Origin of the sequence: Paenibacillus sp. GCM10028914, assembly GCF_042666275.1 — a bacterium.
Classification (GTDB): Bacteria; Bacillota; Bacilli; order Paenibacillales; family Paenibacillaceae; genus Paenibacillus_AQ.
The window spans coordinates 301,812-319,090 of the sequence record NZ_JBHTFO010000017.1 but is presented as its reverse complement, the minus strand read 5'-3'; the positions used below and the strand labels follow the sequence as shown (position 1 = coordinate 319,090).

Sequence of the window (17,279 nt, the reverse complement as noted above, 5' to 3'; positions counted from 1 at the left end):
GGGACAAAAACATCGTGGCAATTATCCGTAAAAAAATTACGGTAGTCGGTGCCGGCTTTACCGGAGCGACCACAGCACTTATGCTCGGACAAAAAGAGCTTGGTGATGTTGTTCTTTTGGATATCCCGCAACTAGAGAATCCAACAAAAGGTAAAGCTCTTGATATGATGGAAGCAAGCCCGGTACAAGGGTTTGATAGTAACATCGTTGGTACATCTAATTATGAGGATGTCGCCAGTTCCGATGTAGTCATTATTACAGCAGGCGTTGCACGTAAGCCCGGTATGAGCCGCGATGATCTTGTAAATACGAATGCGGGAATCGTGAAATCCGTGTGCGAAAACATAAAGAACTATGCCCCTAACTCCACGGTTATAGTGCTTAGTAACCCGGTGGATGCGATGACTTATGTGGCATATAATACTTTAGAGTTTCCAAAGAACCGTGTAATCGGCCAATCCGGTGTACTGGACACTGCACGTTTTTGTACATTTATTGCGCAAGAACTAAACGTATCTGTTGAAGATGTACGCGGGTTTGTTCTCGGTGGTCATGGGGATGACATGGTACCCCTCGTTCGTTACTCCAGTGTTGGAGGTATTCCAATTGACACACTGATTCCGGCTGAACGGATTCAGGAGATCGTAAAGCGTACCCGTGTTGGCGGAGGCGAGATTGTCAGTTTGCTTGGCAACGGAAGTGCTTATTATGCACCAGCTGCTTCTCTAGTACAGATGACCGAAGCGATCTTGAAGGATAAGAAACGAATCCTGCCAATCATCGCACTCCTAGAAGGTGAGTATGGCTATGACAATCTGTTCATGGGCGTTCCTGCAATCTTGGGAGGAGACGGTATTGAAAAAATATTCGAGCTGGAGTTGACTGCTGATGAACAAACGGCACTCGAAAAATCCGCTGAATCGGTCCGTAACGTAACTTCTGTGGTGAAATTGTAATATACTCCCACCCCTATATTTGTCGATTGAATGACAAAGCAATCCTGGTCTACTTTATAGAGCTGGGATTGCTTTTCTTTATGTGATTTGTTCAGTATAATAAGTTTCAGTGAATAGATGTAACAAATATCACACTATTAGGAATTGGAGGAATAATAAGATGGAGAAAATTTTCTTTCTGTTACATATGATTGGTACAGCAGCTCTTGGCTTCTACTTAATCTTGCCATTCATCGTAAGTGGTATTCAAAAATTGTCATTAAGTGCTAAAGAGGGCGGAATCAACACAGTTCGTGTGGCAAACCGTTTTGCTCAATATGGATTAGTTGTTCAGCTTATTACGGGTGGTTATATGATGTCAAAGGGTGACTACTCTGTACCTTGGATGATTATCGTCACTGTTCTGCTTCTCGCTATGTTTGCGATCGGAGGCATTATGGGCAAGCCGCTTAAGACTGCACTTGTTTCCATTCGTGAAAAGCGTGAGGTTACTGCTGAAGCAGCTAAGCTTCGTACATTCAGTATCATTCTGGCGATTCTCTTGATCGTAATGATTTATTTCATGGTTTATCCGATGTATAAATAATTTAGTTAACTTAAAGGTGTTCCATCAGCTATGAATGGCTGTTGGAGCATCTTTTTTTGCGTTATTTTTAGGAGGATTAATTGGAAACCCCAAGACTTCGTTTGAGGTTCGTTCGAATGTGGTAATTAACATAGCGTAAAGGTTCTGATTAATATGACCAAGCCTAAAGCATCCTAATAGGGAAGTAAGCTATGGAAAAAACAGAGATGAACTGACCTGAAAGGAGAAATGCAAAATGCCACAGGAAAAACAAATACTCCCCCCACAACATCAGGATCAACGACCTGGGATCGAGAGTGAAATGAATCCACTTCCGAAGTTTACATCCAGTGAATACAAAGCAGCCGGCAAGCTTGAAGGAAAGGTTGCTTTGATTACCGGAGGTGACAGCGGTATAGGTAGGGCTGTTGCGGTGACTTATGCTAAAGAAGGCGCCGATGTAGCTATTGTATATTTGAATGAGCATAAAGACGCGGAGGAAACGAAGCGTCAAGTTGAGCAGGAGGGGCGGAAATGCATCCTTATTGCTGGTGATATCGGTGATGATGCATTTTGTAGCGATTCCGTGAAAGAGACAATAAATCAACTGGGTAAACTGGATATTCTCGTTAACAATGCTGCCGAACAGCATCCTCAGAAAAAACTTGAGGATATTTCTAAGGAACAATTAGAGCGCACATTCCGTACGAACATTCTAGGGATGTTCTATATGACACAGGCCGCCATGCCTCATCTTGGCCAAGGAAGTGTGATTATTAATACAGCTTCAATTACTGCTTACCGGGGCAGCCCGGAATTGATTGATTATTCATCGACAAAAGGAGCGATTGTTTCCTTTACCCGATCACTGTCCATGAATGTCGCGGAAAAAGGGATACGAGTAAACGGAGTGGCACCTGGACCGATTTGGACTCCGCTTATCCCATCAACATTTACAGCTGAAGAGGTAAGCAAATTTGGTGCAAGTCAGCCAATGAAGCGTCCTGGTCAGCCAGAAGAATTGGCACCTGCGTATGTATATCTGGCTTCTTCTGACTCTTCTTATGTCAGTGGGCAGATTATCCATGTAAATGGCGGTGAAGTCATTAACGGGTAAGACGGTTAAGTCATTGTTGTGGGGAGCCGCTTAATCGCAGAAAGATTCTCACAGCAAAAAGACCCTGCTTTTCGCTCATAGCGAGAAGACAGGGTCTTTTTGTGAGTGATGGATTAAATCAACAAGAATCCTCGCGGCAGTATACCAGTATTGCGAATATCGCGAATCTGAGCAGCTGTAAGACGGAAGTTAGCACTAATTAAGGATTCGGCATCTTCTCCTCTAATAATATCACCTAAATCGGCGATGTTGGTGTTGCCACGAAATACTCTTACTTGGCCTCGGAAGTTAGGGCGTGAGAACAATACGTGAGTAGCATTGGGATTAGTAGAGAAGAATCGAAGACTTTCAATGTCACCAGAACGTCTCTCAAGGTTTCTAATTCCGAGGTTACCACGCAATACAAATCTTCTTCCCCGGTAATTTTCATCAGTGAACAATGTTAGCCGTGGGAAAACTTGCGAAATAGATACTTTTTGCATATTTGATCACCTCCCTTCCCAATTAATATATGTAAAGTGGATATCCATTGATTGGTTGAAAGATAGAGGAAGAGAGCTGATTTTTAATAGAATATATAAATTTTAAGTAAACCCTTTCATGAAGAATTCAGTATGATATGATAGAAATAAATACGCATTTACATAGCCTTATTTAACTTATGGTCATAAATGAAAGGGGTACGTAAACAGACATGAAGCATTTTGAAGAGAGTATATATCGACTCATCGTAGAAACCTCGACAAATCTTCCAGGAGATGTTCGTAGAGCAGTTAAACGCGGACGTGAAGCAGAGGATGCCGCTACTCGTGCTGGTTTGGCACTCGCAACGATTGCACAAAATATTGAGATGGCTGAGACTCAAGTTTCACCAATCTGTCAGGATACGGGCATGCCTACTTTTGTTGTACATACTCCTGTCGGTGCGAACCAAATTGAAATGAAGAAGGATATTTTCAATGCGGTGATCCGGGCGACCAAGGATGGCAAACTGCGTCCGAATTCTGTGGATTCACTTACTGGCAAGAACAGTGGTGATAACCTCGGTCCGGGTACACCGGTCATTCACTTTGAACAGTGGGAACAGGACTCGATAGATGTTCGGCTTATATTGAAAGGTGGAGGCTGTGAGAACAAGAATATTCAATACAGTCTGCCTACAGAGCTTGAAGGATTAGGTAAAGCAGGACGAGATCTGGACGGTATTCGTAAATGCATTTTGCATTCGGTTTATCAGGCTCAGGGTCAAGGTTGCAGTGCTGGCTTTATTGGTGTTGGTATCGGGGGAGACCGTACAACAGGTTATGAGCTTGCTAAACAGCAGCTATTCCGGCACATCGAAGATGTGAATCCGAATCCGGATTTGCAGAATCTTGAGAACTATATTTTAGAGAACGCGAATAAGCTTGGTATTGGCACAATGGGCTTTGGTGGAGAGGTAACCCTTCTCGGCTGCAAGGTTGGTGCGATGAACAGACTTCCAGCTAGTTTCTTTGTTTCAGTTGCATATAATTGCTGGGCATTCCGTCGTCAGGGTGTACTTATTGATGCAGATCATGGGGAGATCCAGGAATGGTTGTATGAAAGCGGTAGTGGGATGCGAATGACCGACACTGAGACGGAAGCTGTTACGGCTGCTTCATCGGAGTCATCTAGTGATGTTGAGGCTGGACGTGAAGGGAAAGAAATTGTCCTCCAAACGCCGATTAGTGAGGAGCAGATTCGCAGCCTTAGAGTGGGAGATGTAGTTGTTATTCGAGGAGAAATGCACACCGGCAGAGATGCTCTTCATAAATATTTGATGGACCATGATGCACCTTTGGATCTGAATGGCGCAGTTATTTATCATTGCGGCCCGGTTATGCTGAAGGATGAGGAAGGGTGGCATGTAAAGGCAGCAGGACCAACGACAAGTATCCGTGAAGAACCGTATCAAGGTGATATTTTGAAAAAGTTTGGTATTCGCGCGGTCATTGGTAAAGGTGGTATGGGACCTAAGACGCTTCAAGCTCTTCAGGAGCATGGCGGCGTATATTTGAATGCAATTGGCGGTGCTGCTCAGTATTACGCAGAGTGTATTAAAAATGTGAACGGCGTAGATTTCATGGAATTTGGAATCCCTGAAGCCATGTGGCATCTTGAAGTAGACGGTTTTGCTGCGATTGTAACCATGGATTCGCATGGTAACAGTCTGCATGCGGATGTTAGCAAAGACTCAGCAGCGAAACTTGAGATGTTCAAGGAACCTGTGTTTAGCTAGATTATCATCTGAGAACTTAATGGAATCTAAGCATTCTTCGACAATGGATGTCGGAGGGTGCTTTTTTTATGGAGATATCGTTGCAGATTAGGAAGATGAGGTTTATGATAAACAACAAACAAGAATCGAAGACCGCAGGGGGAGTAGCGTGAGAAAATTCGGATTGTCATTTGCAGCTTGGTTCGAGAAATATACCTTTCTACTGATACCCGGATCACTTGTGGCTGGCTGGTTCCTGTCAGAGCCGCTACTGCCATACATATCTTCAATTCCATACTTGTTCGGTTATATCACACTTGTGATGGCACTCGGTTGTGGTGTCTCACATTTGCGTGCGGTCATGAAGCGACCCTTGCCAGTGATCTTAACGCTGTTACTTGCTCATGCGGCAGCTCCGTTATTAGCTTACGGACTTGGAGAGTTGGTGTTTGGGCCCCACTCGGAATATACGACAGGACTTGTGCTGTTCGCGATAATACCTCTTGGTGTATCTTCTGTGTTATGGGTTGGAAGCTCAGGGGGAAGTGTGCCGTTTATTCTGTCCGTCGTTGTGCTGGACACGCTGCTCAGTCCATTGGTTGTTCCTGCTTTAATGGAGTTGTTCTTTGGTAAAGGTTCACTTTCATGGGACATGACAGCACTTGTTATTGACCTGCTTCAAATGGTCGTATTACCCACTGTCGTAGGTGTACTGTTGTATGAATTGTCGAAAGGAAGAGCGAAGGAATGGTCGGCGCCTGTCGCCCAGCCTCTATCGAAGATTGCTTTTATGCTAGTAGTGATGCTGAATGCGGCGGCAATTGCTCCACATGCAGCAGGTATGAAGCAGGAAATGATCGTCATTATACCTACTGTCATTGTTCTCATCTGCGTTTGTTATGGGCTAGGGTATTATGGCGTCTACTTGCTGCCTGAGCGAAATCGGGAGCTTCAGATTACACAGACCTATGCAGCCGGCATGCGGAATATTTCACTCGGGATGGTGCTCGCAACGGCTTATTTTACACCTCAAGCATCTGTACCTGTTGTATTATCTATTATGTTTCAACAACCAGCTGCCACGATTGTGCATGCGCTGTTCAGTAAATTCAATTCAGGACATAATACATCGTTAAAGGAAGAGATTGATGAAACCGTTTCGTAATCGACTTACGCTCATAATGATGATACTCATTGGATTATCGATGCTCGGCGCTGGATTGGCCATGGCAAATGTATTTAAAAGTTCTCATATTGAGCTGCAGGAAGAAAATATGGTTCGTGAGATTAGGTTGATCCAGGCAACCATGGAGTTTCCACCTCTAACCAAGGAACAGGCAGTCTCATATTATACTGAAAAATCTATGCAGTTCGAAACGTTGGCAGGTGCGAGAGTGACTTTTATTCAGAAAGATGGAACGGTCATCGGCGATTCCGAGAGCGATCCAACTTCTATGGATAATCATGCAGAGCGTGAAGAGATGCTGCAAGCAGAAATAGAAGGTGTTGGCCGTACAATACGATATAGCAGCACTCTAGGGGAAGATATGATCTATGTAGCAATTCCAGTAGAGCAAGGCAGTTTTGATGGGTATATCCGGCTGGCGATGAGCTTAAGTGAAGTGGATGAAAGCGTAAGACAAGGCTGGGTTGTAATGGGATGGGGACTAGTAGTTTTGTTTATTATTGCTGCATTTGTAAGCTATAGGGTCGCAGCTAGCTTAACCTCTCCTCTTGAAAAAATCACAAGTGTAGCTCGGCGAATCACGAGACAAGATTTTGACGCCCGTGTCCAGCTAAACCGTAAGGATGAGATCGGTCAACTATCTCTGGCGATTAATGCCATGGCAGATAGTCTCCAAACTCAGCTGAAAACAATTAGGGACAATGAGGATTTACTCCAAAGCGTGCTAAATAATATGACCGGCGGGATTGTAATGTTTAGTAATGATGGAACCATTGCACTCGTAAACCGGGCAGCGGAAGAAATGCTGGGGGTAAAGGCAGATTATGTAACGGGGAAGAGTTATAGAGAATTGCGCCAGCATTATGAATTGACGAAGCTTATCGAAGAAGGATTGGAGCACCGAACGAATTTCCGTGAAGAACGCAGTCTGTACTTTCCAGTTGAATCGATTGTGCGTTTAGACGGGGTGACCATGATGCAGGATGATGGATCTTACCGTGGAATGCTGTTTTTACTTCAGGATGTCACGGATATTCGGCGATTGGAAGGGATGCGAAGCGAGTTTGTGGCGAATGTATCCCATGAGCTGAAGACACCACTAGCTGCAGTGAAGGGGTTTGCAGAAACGCTTCTTGGTGGTGTGGAGGATGAGAAAACTTCCCGATCCTTCCTGCAGATTATTTATGATGAATCGGAGCGTCTAAATCGATTGATTCGGGACATTCTTGAGCTGTCCAAGATTGAGTCCAAGCGAATTGCGACGGAATACTCACCGATTCATTTATCCACATTCTTCGAATCCTTGATTGAGTTTATGAAGCCTGCGGCTGATAAGAAACAGATCAGTCTGCTTACGCAAGTACCGGAAGAACTGTTCATGGAGGGTGATGAGGATAAGCTGAGACAAATATTTACGAACCTTCTGTCCAATGCAATTAACTATACTCAAGAAGGTGGAAGAGTGCAGCTCATCGTAAGAGAAAAACAGGTGAAGGAACACGGAGATACAGTCGAGTTTATTGTACAAGATTCTGGGATCGGGATTCCGAAAAAGGATCTGCCGCGGATCTTTGAACGATTCTATCGTGTCAATAAGTCACGCTCTCGAAGCTCAGGTGGTACAGGACTTGGCTTATCCATTGTCAAACATCTGGTTGACCTTCATCATGGTTCCATTAAGGTGGAAAGTGAGCTTGGACTCGGTAGTTCTTTCATTATTGAGTTGCCTTTACTTCAGGAAAATGATTAAAACTAACGACTATCATTTAACATAGAGATAACATTCCGTTGATATACTGATACAAGGTTTAAAAAAACTATGGATTTAAGGGCGGGGTTAACATGGCTCAACGATTGCTTGTAATTGAGGATGAACCGACACTTTCACGGCTTTTGTCATACAATTTGACACAGGAAGGCTTTGATGTCACCGTGGAGGAACACGGAACGGCCGGATACGACCGGGCATGTGAGCAGTCCTTTGATCTGATTTTACTAGATGTTATGCTTCCAGGGATGAACGGGTTTACGATTCTGGAAAAGCTACGGGCACAAGGGATAAAGACACCGATCATTATTCTTACCGCTAAGAATGCGGAGGAAGAAGTTGTACAGGGTCTTAAAATGGGGGCTGACGATTATATTACAAAGCCTTTCGGTGTATCGGAGCTGCTTGCTAGGGTTACAGCCGTCATGCGAAGAGTTTCTGGCCATGTTGAGGAAGTGAAGGAAACTGAAAAACCGAGCAATGTGATTATATTAGGGCAACTCGAGATATACCCGGATAAATACGAAGTTCGGCTCGGTGGACAGAATATCAATCTTCGACCGAAAGAGTTTGAGGTATTGTTATATTTGGCTAGAAAGCCTGGGGTGGTTCTCACTCGGGATGATCTTATGAACGTTGTCTGGGGATTTGACTACATCGGTGGCCAGCGCACGGTTGATGTTCATGTCAGCTCTCTTCGAAAGAAATTAGAGTTAGATCCCGAGTCAGTTTTTATTGATTCCATTCGAGGTGTAGGTTATAAATTAGTCGTGAATCCTAAAAAAGGCGCTCATCATTTAACATAAAATGATGAGCGTTTTTTTTGTGTATTTAGCCGTATAAGCAGAATAATTTTCGTGTTTACATTTACTTCATAGTTCCAATACATTCCGTTAATACTAGTTCGATAAGATGCGTCTTAAGAACTAGATAAAGGAGTGGAGCTGCATGACACTGCTTCAGCTTAGGACATACGACGCGTTGAAATCTGTTGATGAAATGGAAAAAGAGTCATTCTCTCAGAAGAGAGAACCAATTTCTGTACGTTTTTTAAGTAGGCCTGTTCCGATAATCGGACAGGAAGAGACGTGCGGCGAAGTGAGGGACATGTTTAAGAGGGATTCTGAAGCTCCATGTATCGTATATTGCCGAGAGTCAGGAAATCCAGAGGGACTCATCATGCGAGAGGCTTTCTATAGCCGGATGAGTGGAAGATTCTCAAGAGAAATATATAATCAAAGGCCTGCTTCTTATATCGCAGATATGAATCCAATGCTTATGGATATCTCTGAGCCGATGTCGAAGCTTTTACAGAAAGCGCTGGAGCGTTCTGAATCACGATTCTATGATTGTGTGCTTTTAACTGAGCATGAAAAGCTGATCGGGGTTCTTACGGTAAAAGATTTATTGCAGCTATCCACGATTCTGCAACAGGAAGCAGAGAATAAGCGGGAGTATATTCTGGGTGAAACCCAGCGACATACACATGAAATCGAGGGGGCTTTAAGCCAAGTTGCTGAGGCAGCAGAGATTACACGAATGAAATGTGAACGAATAGAGGAATGGTCACAGACCGGTAGAAGGAGCCTTGAGCAGGTAAGCACGTCCTATATCGGATTGGTGAACGGAATGGAAGAGAGGGCGAGCTTTGTTTCAGAGCTACTCAAGAATGCTCAGAAAATTTCTTCGATCACGAGACAGATTGCCGAGCTTGCAGATCATAGCGGTCTCCTTGCAATTAATGCTTCAATTGAGGCTGCACACGCGGGTCAACACGGAAAGGGATTTCAGATCGTAGCAGGAGAGGTCCAATCTTTATCCAAGCAGACTAGGAGCTTGTCCGCAGATATTTCTCATCTTCTCGTACATATTCAACATCTTGTCAAAGAAACAGCTGAGGCTACCGATGCCAGCCTTCGGGAGATTCGTGATTGTGAGAGCATTGTTGCCGAAGGAGGCTTGATGTTTGTCAAGATGGAACAAGCCGCCCTGGAGGCTCTGGATGCCGGAAGCCAGGTACATGCTCAGGCAGATGAAGCGGCCGACCTTGTGAAGAGGGTTAGACAAGAATTGTCTGGTTTGAACATCAACTTATCTGTTGATTCGAATACTAGCCTTGAGTCTAGAAATCTCGTAAATTGTTTATGATTTTACACAGAGTTTACATTTCTCTAAAACTGAAATTACATTTGGGGATTAAGATGGTTATTGTAAATAGAAAAACAAGAGACCAGATTTTAAGGAGTGGATAAGTTTGTTTAAAAACAGGGGTCGTAAATCTGCAGGAATTCTCGTATTGATCATGATGCTTAGCACGGTTCTCGCAGCTTGCGGAGGCGGAGATAAGAATGCAGAAGGCGAAAACGCTAATGGTGGCTCAGCTGCTCTATCTGGAACGATTGAAGTTGATGGCTCAAGCACGGTACATCCGATGACTGAAGCAATCGCTGAAGAGTTCGGTGCCGAGAATAAAGACGTTCGCGTTCCAATCGGTACAGGTGGAACGGGTGCAGGCTTTAAACGTTTCATCGCTGGCGAAATTGCAATTACAAACGCATCCCGTCCTATTAAAGAAAAAGAAGCTGCGGAAGCGAAAGAAAAAGGCGTTGAATATCACGAAGTTAAGGTAGCCTATGACGGCCTTGCTGTTGTTGTTAATCCTGAGAACGACTTTATCGACAAGTTGACAATCGAAGAGCTTAAGAAGATATATGAACCAGATAGCAAAGTGAAAACATGGGCTGATGTACGTGAGGGATGGCCTGCAGAAGAAATCAAGATTTACTCTCCAGGTACAGATCACGGAACATTTGACTATTTTACAGAAGTAATTAATGGTGAGGCTCAAGTAAGCCGTAACGATAAACAGATTACATTCAGTGCAGACACGAATGCGATTGTGCAAGGTGTGGCTGGCGACAAGCAATCAATCGGGTACTTCGGTTTCTCCTTCTATGAAGAGAATCAAGATAAGTTGAAACTCGTTCCAATTGATAACGGAACAGCAACTGTAACACCAGATGCAGAAACAATTAAAGATAACAGCTACTCTCCATTGTCCCGTCCTCTATATGTCTATGTGAGTGACAAGGAATTGGAACGTCCAGAAGTGAAAGCTTTCATGGACTTCTATCTAGACAATGCAGGTGCACTGGCAAGTGAGGTTGGATTCGTTGCACTTCCAGACGAAGAATATCAGACAGAAAAAGATAAACTGGCTCAATAAGTCAAGGGACATTCCCCAGTGACGTTATAGAAAGGGAAGAGGAGAATGAATAAAACATCATCCGTGGCGGGAAGTTCCGGAAAGATGACATTTCAAAGAAGCAAAACGCGGATATCCGATAAAATCATCCCGATTTTTCTAGGATTGTGCGCAGTGCTTTCGGTCTTCACCACCATCGGTATTGTATACACACTTCTACAGGAATCCATCATCTTCTTTAAGGAAGTACCGGTTTGGGACTTCTTGACAGGAACGGTATGGAGCCCTATTCTCTCCCCTAAAGAATTCGGCGTGCTGCCCCTACTGGGCGGCACATTGCTGATTACAGGCATTGCGATTTTATTCGCAGTGCCTATCGGCTTGGCGTCCGCTATTTATCTGAATGAATACGCGCCTGCCCGAGTTCGGGGAGTTGTTAAACCAGTTCTGGAGATTCTAGCTGGTGTACCAACGATTGTGTATGGTTACTTTGCGTTAGAGACAGTTACACCTTTGTTACAAAAGATTTTCCCGAATATGGGCATCTTCAACGCACTAAGTGCGGGTATTGTGGTAGGTATCATGGTACTGCCTATGATTTCATCACTTAGTGAAGATGCAATGAGAGCCGTTCCGAAGAGCCTCCGGCACGGAGCTTATGCACTGGGTGCCACTAGGTTTGAAGTAGCTCTCAAAATTGTGCTGCCAGCAGCGATGTCTGGCGTTGTTTCTTCGTTCGTGCTGGCATTCTCGCGCGCAATCGGTGAGACGATGATCGTTACCGTTGCAGCTGGGGCCACACCACAACTGACGGCTAATCCGCTGAATAGTATTCAGACAATGACCTCTTATATTGTTCAGGTCAGCAGTGGGGATGTTCCGCGGGGAACGGTTGAATATGGAACAATTTTTGCCGTAGGTCTGACATTGTTTGTCATTACCTTTTTGCTTAACATCTTGGCGCAGTGGGTTGCTCGCCGCTTCAGGGAGGAATACTAGATGGAATCTATGAATCTGGGCGAAACCAAAGGTATTACAAGGAGACGCCGCGGCGACCGCATCCTGCACCTTGTTTTTCTCGTATGCACAAGTATTGGTATAGTAGCCTTGATGGCTTTAATCATATCGATCTTAATGGATGGTCTTCACAGATTATCACCAGAGATTTTTACGAACTATCCATCGCGTAGAGCGGAACGGGCAGGAATGAAGTCACCGATTGTAGGCACAATCTATATGCTTCTGTTGATGGCTCCCTTATCCTTTATCCTTGGGGTGGGCGCCGCAATATTCCTGGAAGAGTATGCAGGGAAAAGCCGTTGGGTGCGTTTAATCCAGCTTAATATCAGCACACTCGCAGGCGTTCCTTCTATTATATATGGTATTCTTGGACTTGCGATTTTTGTACGGGGAATGGGATTGGGAAGAAGCCTGCTGTCAGGTGCCTTGACCATGACGCTGCTTGTTCTTCCGATCATTATTGTTTCTGCACAAGAGGCGCTTCGCGCCGTACCGAAAAACCGACGAGATGGTTCTTACGCGCTCGGTGCAACGAAATGGCAAACGGTCTCGAAATCGGTTCTACCATCTGCAATGCCGGGCATTATGACAGGTGTTATTCTGGCACTTTCCCGGGCGATTGGGGAAACTGCACCACTGATCATGATTGGTGCACTGACATACGTTGCCTTTTTGCCGGAAAATCTACTGGATTCATTCACGGTCATGCCGATTCAAATATTCAACTGGGTATCAAGACCAAGTGAAGAATTCCATGATCTAGCTGCCTCGGGTATCATCTTGCTGTTAATCATGTTGTTCATCATGAACCTGACTGCCATTTGGCTGCGGAACAAATACCAGAAGAACACCTAAGACTTGACTGAATCAGCCATATTCATAACGTGAATGTTCAGAAGAAGGAGACATGATTATTCTATGGAAGCTATCATTAAAATTAAGAAATTGAATTTATATTACGACACCTATCATGCGCTAAAAAATGTGGATCTAGATATTCCTGAGAAGACCGTAACTGCCTTTATCGGTCCGTCAGGTTGTGGTAAATCAACATTGCTGCGTACACTTAATCGGATGAACGATATGATTCCGGCTACTCGTATCGAAGGTAGTGTAAAGATCGGCGGCACGGAAATTTACAGCGAGGAGGTTCATGTGGAAGCCCTTCGTAAACAGGTCGGCATGGTGTTCCAGCAGCCGAATCCTTTTCCGAAATCGATCTATGACAATATCGCTTATGGACCGCGTTTGCACGGTATTCGCAACAAGTCTGAGCTTGATGGAATCGTAGAACAAAGTTTAAAACAGGCAGCATTATGGGATGAAGTGAAAGACTACTTGAAACGGTCTGCATTCAGCCTATCCGGAGGACAGCAGCAGCGTTTGTGCATCGCACGTGCCCTTGCGGTTCAGCCTGATATTCTACTGATGGACGAAGCAACCTCTGCCTTGGACCCGATCTCTACCTTGAAAATTGAGGAATTAGTCCAGGAGCTGAAAAGTAAATATACGATAGTAATGGTAACCCACAACATGCATCAGGCTGCAAGGATATCAGGGCGTACAGTATTCTTCCTAAATGGTGAAGTGATTGAATCTGCAGATACAGATGTGTTGTTCTCAACACCTTCTGATGCACGGACAGAGGATTATATTTCTGGTCGATTCGGTTAATGATTTGTTAAAAATTACGTATTGGAGGGGCAAGATAACATGATCCGGAGAATTGAGTTTGATCAACAGCTTGATGAACTGAAATCATTATTGAGGGATATGAGTAAGCATACGGAAGAGGCTTTGACAGCGGCTGTGTCATCTCTTCAAACATTGGATACGGATAAAGCTCAAAATGTGGTTAAGCTCGATGCCGAGCTGAATGCTATGGAAGAGCAGATTATGGATATCGGGTCCCGCCTTATTCTAACACAGCAGCCTGTAGCGAAGGATCTGCGCCGTATCTTGGTTGCATTTCGAATTGCGAGCGACCTAGAGCGAATGGGTGATCTAGCTCGTGATGTCGCGAAAGTTACGATTCGATTGCAAGGTCAGAAGCTGATCAAGCCGCTCGTGGATATTCCGCGTATGGCTGAACTGGTAATATCCATGATATCGGAATCCATTGAGTCGTATTTAACTGAAAATACGGATCTAGCTTACAAAATGGCACAGGATGACGATCAGATAGACCAGCTGTACAGCGTCATACTTCATGACTTGTTCTCTCATCTGACAGGTGACCGGGAGGCTGCCAATCAAGCAATGCTGTTAGTGATGGTCGGACGATACATCGAACGGATTGCTGATCACGCAACAAACATTGGGGAGAGTACCGTATACCTAGTAACGGGTCATCGTCCTGACCTCAACCAATAAAGTCTTAATGAGCGCTGGCGTAAGCCAGCGTTTTTTTGTGGGGAAATACGTAGAATATAGGGATGAATTAAGATTTATCCGATGAATATACAAGGGGATGGTCCTCGGTCTTCGGTTTTCAGGGGAACCTATGTTATCATGTGGGAAGGAAGTTATAAAGGGGTAGGTGCCTGAATGGACAAGTTGATTGTAATTGATGGAAATAACATTATTTATCGTGCATTTTTTGCGATGCCTCCACTTACGAATGCGAGTGGGCAGCAGACCAACGCAGTCTATGGATTTACGACAATGCTGCTTCGTCTTATTGACGAGCATAAGCCTACACATATGATGGTTGCTTTTGATGCGGGGAAAGAGACGTTCCGACATGCAGATTTTCAGGATTATAAAGGGAAACGGGAGAAAACACCGCCGGAGTTGTCCGGACAGTTCCCACTTTTGAAAGAGTTGCTGCAGGGACTCGGGGTGGCTCAATTCGAGATCAGTGGGTATGAAGCGGATGATATTATCGGCACGATTACCCGATTAGCTGATGAAGAAGGACGAAAGGTCATGGTTGTTTCCGGGGATAAGGATATGCTTCAACTAGCCTCTGAGCATGTCGAAATTGCGATGGTTCGTAAAGGGGTAACGGAAATCGAGACATACGGTCCGCCGCAAATTCAGGAACGATATGGCCTTACACCAGAACAAATTATCGATTTGAAAGGCTTGATGGGCGATGCATCCGATAATATTCCAGGTGTGCCGGGTGTAGGTGAGAAAACAGCGCTCAAGCTGCTTCATGAATTCGGATCGGTTGAACAGGTCTTGGAGCGTTCGGGCGAACTAAAAGGTAAAATGAAAGAAAAAATTGAAGATAACGCGGAATCCGCTATTCTCAGTAAGAAGCTCGCGACGATCTTTCGAGAGGTTCCTCTTACACAGTCATGGTCGGATATGCAGTTTGATGGCCTGAATCAGGAAACCGCCGGTCCTGCACTTGCGAAGCTGGAATTCAAATCGCTACTAGAACGCCTTAATCTTAATGCCGGAGGGAATGGTTCGGCAGAGCAGACGCAGCCACAAGCCGAGATTGAAGTTGTAACCGTAGATGCAGATTTATTACCGAAGGTAGCTGAGATCTTGGAACAGGTACAATTCATGCATGTTGAGACTCATGGAGATAATCCACATCATGCGAGTGTGACTGGAATTGTACTTGCAGCGGAAGGTCTTCATTATTATGTCCCATTTGAAGTGCTCAAAGAAGATGGAGCAGAACCGATTCGAAACTGGCTGGCAGATAACAATGTGCCTAAACGGGGATATGATCTCCATCGGATTGATCTGGCACTGCACTGGCAGGGAATTGCTTTTGCTGGCGCTTCCTTTGATGTTCATCTGGCAGCGTATTTGCTGGATCCTACGGATTCGAACCAGACACTTAGTGGTTTAGCAGCAAAATATGGTCTCTCTTTCCTTCCTTCTGATGAAGAGGTGTTTGGTAAAGGGGCAAAGTATAAAATTCCGGATGTAGAAACGCTCAGTAAACATCTGGCGCGGAAATGTGAAGCGATAGCCAAAATTATACCGCTGCAGGAGCAGGAACTGACAAGTAATGAAATGCTGCCGCTCTTCCATGATCTCGAAATGCCACTTTCCCGAATTCTTGCTGACATGGAGAAGCAGGGAATAGCGGTTAATGTGGAGGATTTGAAGCAGCTTGGCCGTGAATTCGAAGAGCAGATCAAAGCGCTTGTTGAGAAAATATATGAGATTGCAGGAACGGAATTCAACTTGAATTCACCGAAACAGTTAGGTGAGATATTGTTCGTAAAACTGGAACTTCCGGTTATTAAAAAAACGAAGACTGGATATTCTACCGATGCGGAAGTGCTTGAGAAGCTTGCGCCGTATCATGAAATTGTACAGCATATTCTTAATTATCGTACACTTGCCAAATTGCAGTCCACTTATGTAGAAGGTTTGCTTAAAGAGATCTCAGATGAAACAGGCAAAGTGCATACGTACTATCGTCAGACGATTGCAGCGACAGGAAGGCTTAGCAGTCAATTTCCGAACCTTCAGAACATTCCGATCCGTTTGGAGGAAGGGCGCAAGCTCCGTAAAGTATTCGTTCCTTCGGAGCCAGGTTGGTCCATTCTTGCTGCGGACTATTCCCAGATTGAACTGCGTGTGCTGGCACATATTTCGGACGACGATCGCCTTAAAGAAGCGTTCCTGCACGATATGGACATACATACCAAGACTGCAATGGACGTATTTGGGGTAAGTGAGGAAGAAGTGGACTCAAATATGCGTCGTTCGGCTAAAGCCGTTAACTTTGGTATTGTGTATGGAATCAGTGACTACGGTTTGTCTCAAAACTTGAATATTACAAGAAAAGAGGCAGCTAAGTTTATCGATCAGTACTTTGAGGTATATCAAGGTGTTCGCCGTTATATGGATGAGATTGTGAAGCAGGCAAAGCAGGATGGTTATGTAAAAACACTGCTCGAACGCAGACGTTATTTGCCTGAAATTAATGCAAGCAACTTTAATCTCAGATCATTTGCTGAACGGACAGCAATGAATACGCCAATCCAAGGTACGGCAGCAGATGTCATTAAATTGGCTATGGTTCATATGGATAAAGCGCTGAACGAGCGACAGCTGAAAAGCCGTATGCTGCTTCAGGTACATGATGAATTGGTGTTTGAGGTTCCTGAAGAAGAGATGGAAACAATGAAAGCACTTGTTCCGGAAGTGATGGGCAATGCATTGAAGCTGGCTGTTCCTTTAAAAGCGGAAGTGAGCTACGGCGAGAACTGGTACGAGGCGAAGTAAGTTAGCTGGAATTCTTTT

At 44.6% G+C, this 17,279-nt stretch carries 15 protein-coding genes; 14 read left to right on the top strand and 1 reads right to left on the bottom strand.

The features are described from left to right. The first annotated feature begins 14 nt into the window (after nt 1-14). The 3 genes from mdh to ACFQV5_RS18910 all read left to right on the top strand — a co-directional run bounded on the left by mdh (nt 15) and on the right by ACFQV5_RS18910 (nt 2,638). On the top strand, nt 15-956 hold the full coding sequence (gene mdh / locus ACFQV5_RS18920; RefSeq protein WP_379248924.1) for a malate dehydrogenase: 942 nt from the start codon (nt 15-17) through the stop codon (nt 954-956). Nucleotides 957-1,116: 160 nt separating this feature from the next. Then, nucleotides 1,117-1,542, top strand: a complete 426-nt coding sequence (locus ACFQV5_RS18915; protein ID WP_379248923.1) for a hypothetical protein — start codon at nt 1,117-1,119, stop codon at nt 1,540-1,542. 235 nt (nt 1,543-1,777) lie between these two features. Beyond that, nucleotides 1,778-2,638: an SDR family oxidoreductase gene (locus ACFQV5_RS18910; protein WP_379248922.1), complete on the top strand. Its 861-nt coding sequence runs from the start codon at nt 1,778-1,780 to the stop codon at nt 2,636-2,638. Between the two features lie 113 nt (nt 2,639-2,751). Here ACFQV5_RS18910 and ACFQV5_RS18905 read toward each other — a convergent pair whose 3' ends face one another. Next, nucleotides 2,752-3,120, bottom strand: coding sequence for a beta/gamma crystallin family protein (locus tag ACFQV5_RS18905; protein WP_379248921.1), 369 nt, complete (start codon nt 3,118-3,120; stop codon nt 2,752-2,754). 212 nt (nt 3,121-3,332) lie between these two features. Here ACFQV5_RS18905 and ACFQV5_RS18900 point away from each other — a divergent pair, with 212 nt between their 5' ends. The 11 genes from ACFQV5_RS18900 (at nt 3,333) to polA (ending at nt 17,261) form a co-directional block, all read left to right on the top strand. Continuing rightward, the gene (locus tag ACFQV5_RS18900) at nt 3,333-4,898 is read left to right on the top strand and encodes a fumarate hydratase (protein WP_379248920.1); all 1,566 of its coding nucleotides are present in this window, start codon (nt 3,333-3,335) and stop codon (nt 4,896-4,898) included. 148 nt (nt 4,899-5,046) lie between these two features. Then, complete coding sequence (locus ACFQV5_RS18895) at nt 5,047-6,042, top strand: bile acid:sodium symporter family protein (RefSeq protein ID WP_379248919.1); 996 nt, start codon at nt 5,047-5,049, stop codon at nt 6,040-6,042. Next, nucleotides 6,026-7,813 (top strand): two-component system histidine kinase PnpS, encoded by a 1,788-nt coding sequence (pnpS, locus tag ACFQV5_RS18890; protein ID WP_379248918.1) that lies wholly within the window; start codon nt 6,026-6,028, stop codon nt 7,811-7,813. Before ACFQV5_RS18895 ends, pnpS begins: the two co-directional genes overlap by 17 nt. Nucleotides 7,814-7,905: 92 nt before the next feature. Beyond that, nucleotides 7,906-8,637: a response regulator transcription factor gene (locus ACFQV5_RS18885; protein WP_379248917.1), complete on the top strand. Its 732-nt coding sequence runs from the start codon at nt 7,906-7,908 to the stop codon at nt 8,635-8,637. Between the two features lie 142 nt (nt 8,638-8,779). Then, nucleotides 8,780-9,979: a methyl-accepting chemotaxis protein gene (locus ACFQV5_RS18880; RefSeq protein ID WP_379248916.1), complete on the top strand. Its 1,200-nt coding sequence runs from the start codon at nt 8,780-8,782 to the stop codon at nt 9,977-9,979. 106 nt (nt 9,980-10,085) lie between these two features. Beyond that, a complete protein-coding gene (locus ACFQV5_RS18875) occupies nt 10,086-11,057 on the top strand; it encodes a PstS family phosphate ABC transporter substrate-binding protein (RefSeq protein WP_379248915.1) in 972 nt (323 codons plus the stop codon). A gap of 45 nt (nt 11,058-11,102) precedes the next feature. Continuing rightward, nucleotides 11,103-12,035 (top strand): phosphate ABC transporter permease subunit PstC, encoded by a 933-nt coding sequence (gene pstC / locus ACFQV5_RS18870; RefSeq protein ID WP_379248914.1) that lies wholly within the window; start codon nt 11,103-11,105, stop codon nt 12,033-12,035. Beyond that, a complete protein-coding gene (gene pstA / locus ACFQV5_RS18865) occupies nt 12,036-12,911 on the top strand; it encodes a phosphate ABC transporter permease PstA (protein ID WP_379248913.1) in 876 nt (291 codons plus the stop codon). Nucleotides 12,912-12,974: 63 nt separating this feature from the next. Next, on the top strand, nt 12,975-13,730 hold the full coding sequence (pstB, locus tag ACFQV5_RS18860) for a phosphate ABC transporter ATP-binding protein PstB (RefSeq protein ID WP_379248912.1): 756 nt from the start codon (nt 12,975-12,977) through the stop codon (nt 13,728-13,730). 39 nt (nt 13,731-13,769) lie between these two features. Then, the gene (phoU, locus tag ACFQV5_RS18855; RefSeq protein ID WP_379248911.1) at nt 13,770-14,429 is read left to right on the top strand and encodes a phosphate signaling complex protein PhoU; all 660 of its coding nucleotides are present in this window, start codon (nt 13,770-13,772) and stop codon (nt 14,427-14,429) included. A 174-nt stretch (nt 14,430-14,603) separates the two neighbouring features. Continuing rightward, a complete protein-coding gene (polA, locus tag ACFQV5_RS18850; protein ID WP_379248910.1) occupies nt 14,604-17,261 on the top strand; it encodes a DNA polymerase I in 2,658 nt (885 codons plus the stop codon). The last annotated feature ends 18 nt before the right edge of the window (nt 17,262-17,279 follow it).

Excerpts from the sequence above, each read along its gene's own strand:
- polA (WP_379248910.1), top strand. The coding sequence starts at position 14,604 with ATGGACAAGTTGATTGTAATTGATGGAAATAACATTATTTATCGTGCA.
- pstC (WP_379248914.1), top strand. The coding sequence starts at position 11,103 with ATGAATAAAACATCATCCGTGGCGGGAAGTTCCGGAAAGATGACATTT.
- pstB (WP_379248912.1), top strand. The coding sequence starts at position 12,975 with ATGGAAGCTATCATTAAAATTAAGAAATTGAATTTATATTACGACACC.
- pnpS (WP_379248918.1), top strand. The coding sequence starts at position 6,026 with ATGAAACCGTTTCGTAATCGACTTACGCTCATAATGATGATACTCATT.
- ACFQV5_RS18900 (WP_379248920.1), top strand. The coding sequence starts at position 3,333 with ATGAAGCATTTTGAAGAGAGTATATATCGACTCATCGTAGAAACCTCG.
- ACFQV5_RS18910 (WP_379248922.1), top strand. The coding sequence starts at position 1,778 with ATGCCACAGGAAAAACAAATACTCCCCCCACAACATCAGGATCAACGA.
- pstA (WP_379248913.1), top strand. The coding sequence starts at position 12,036 with ATGGAATCTATGAATCTGGGCGAAACCAAAGGTATTACAAGGAGACGC.
- ACFQV5_RS18905 (WP_379248921.1), bottom strand. The coding sequence starts at position 3,120 with ATGCAAAAAGTATCTATTTCGCAAGTTTTCCCACGGCTAACATTGTTC.
- ACFQV5_RS18885 (WP_379248917.1), top strand. The coding sequence starts at position 7,906 with ATGGCTCAACGATTGCTTGTAATTGAGGATGAACCGACACTTTCACGG.
- ACFQV5_RS18915 (WP_379248923.1), top strand. The coding sequence starts at position 1,117 with ATGGAGAAAATTTTCTTTCTGTTACATATGATTGGTACAGCAGCTCTT.
- ACFQV5_RS18880 (WP_379248916.1), top strand. The coding sequence starts at position 8,780 with ATGACACTGCTTCAGCTTAGGACATACGACGCGTTGAAATCTGTTGAT.
- phoU (WP_379248911.1), top strand. The coding sequence starts at position 13,770 with ATGATCCGGAGAATTGAGTTTGATCAACAGCTTGATGAACTGAAATCA.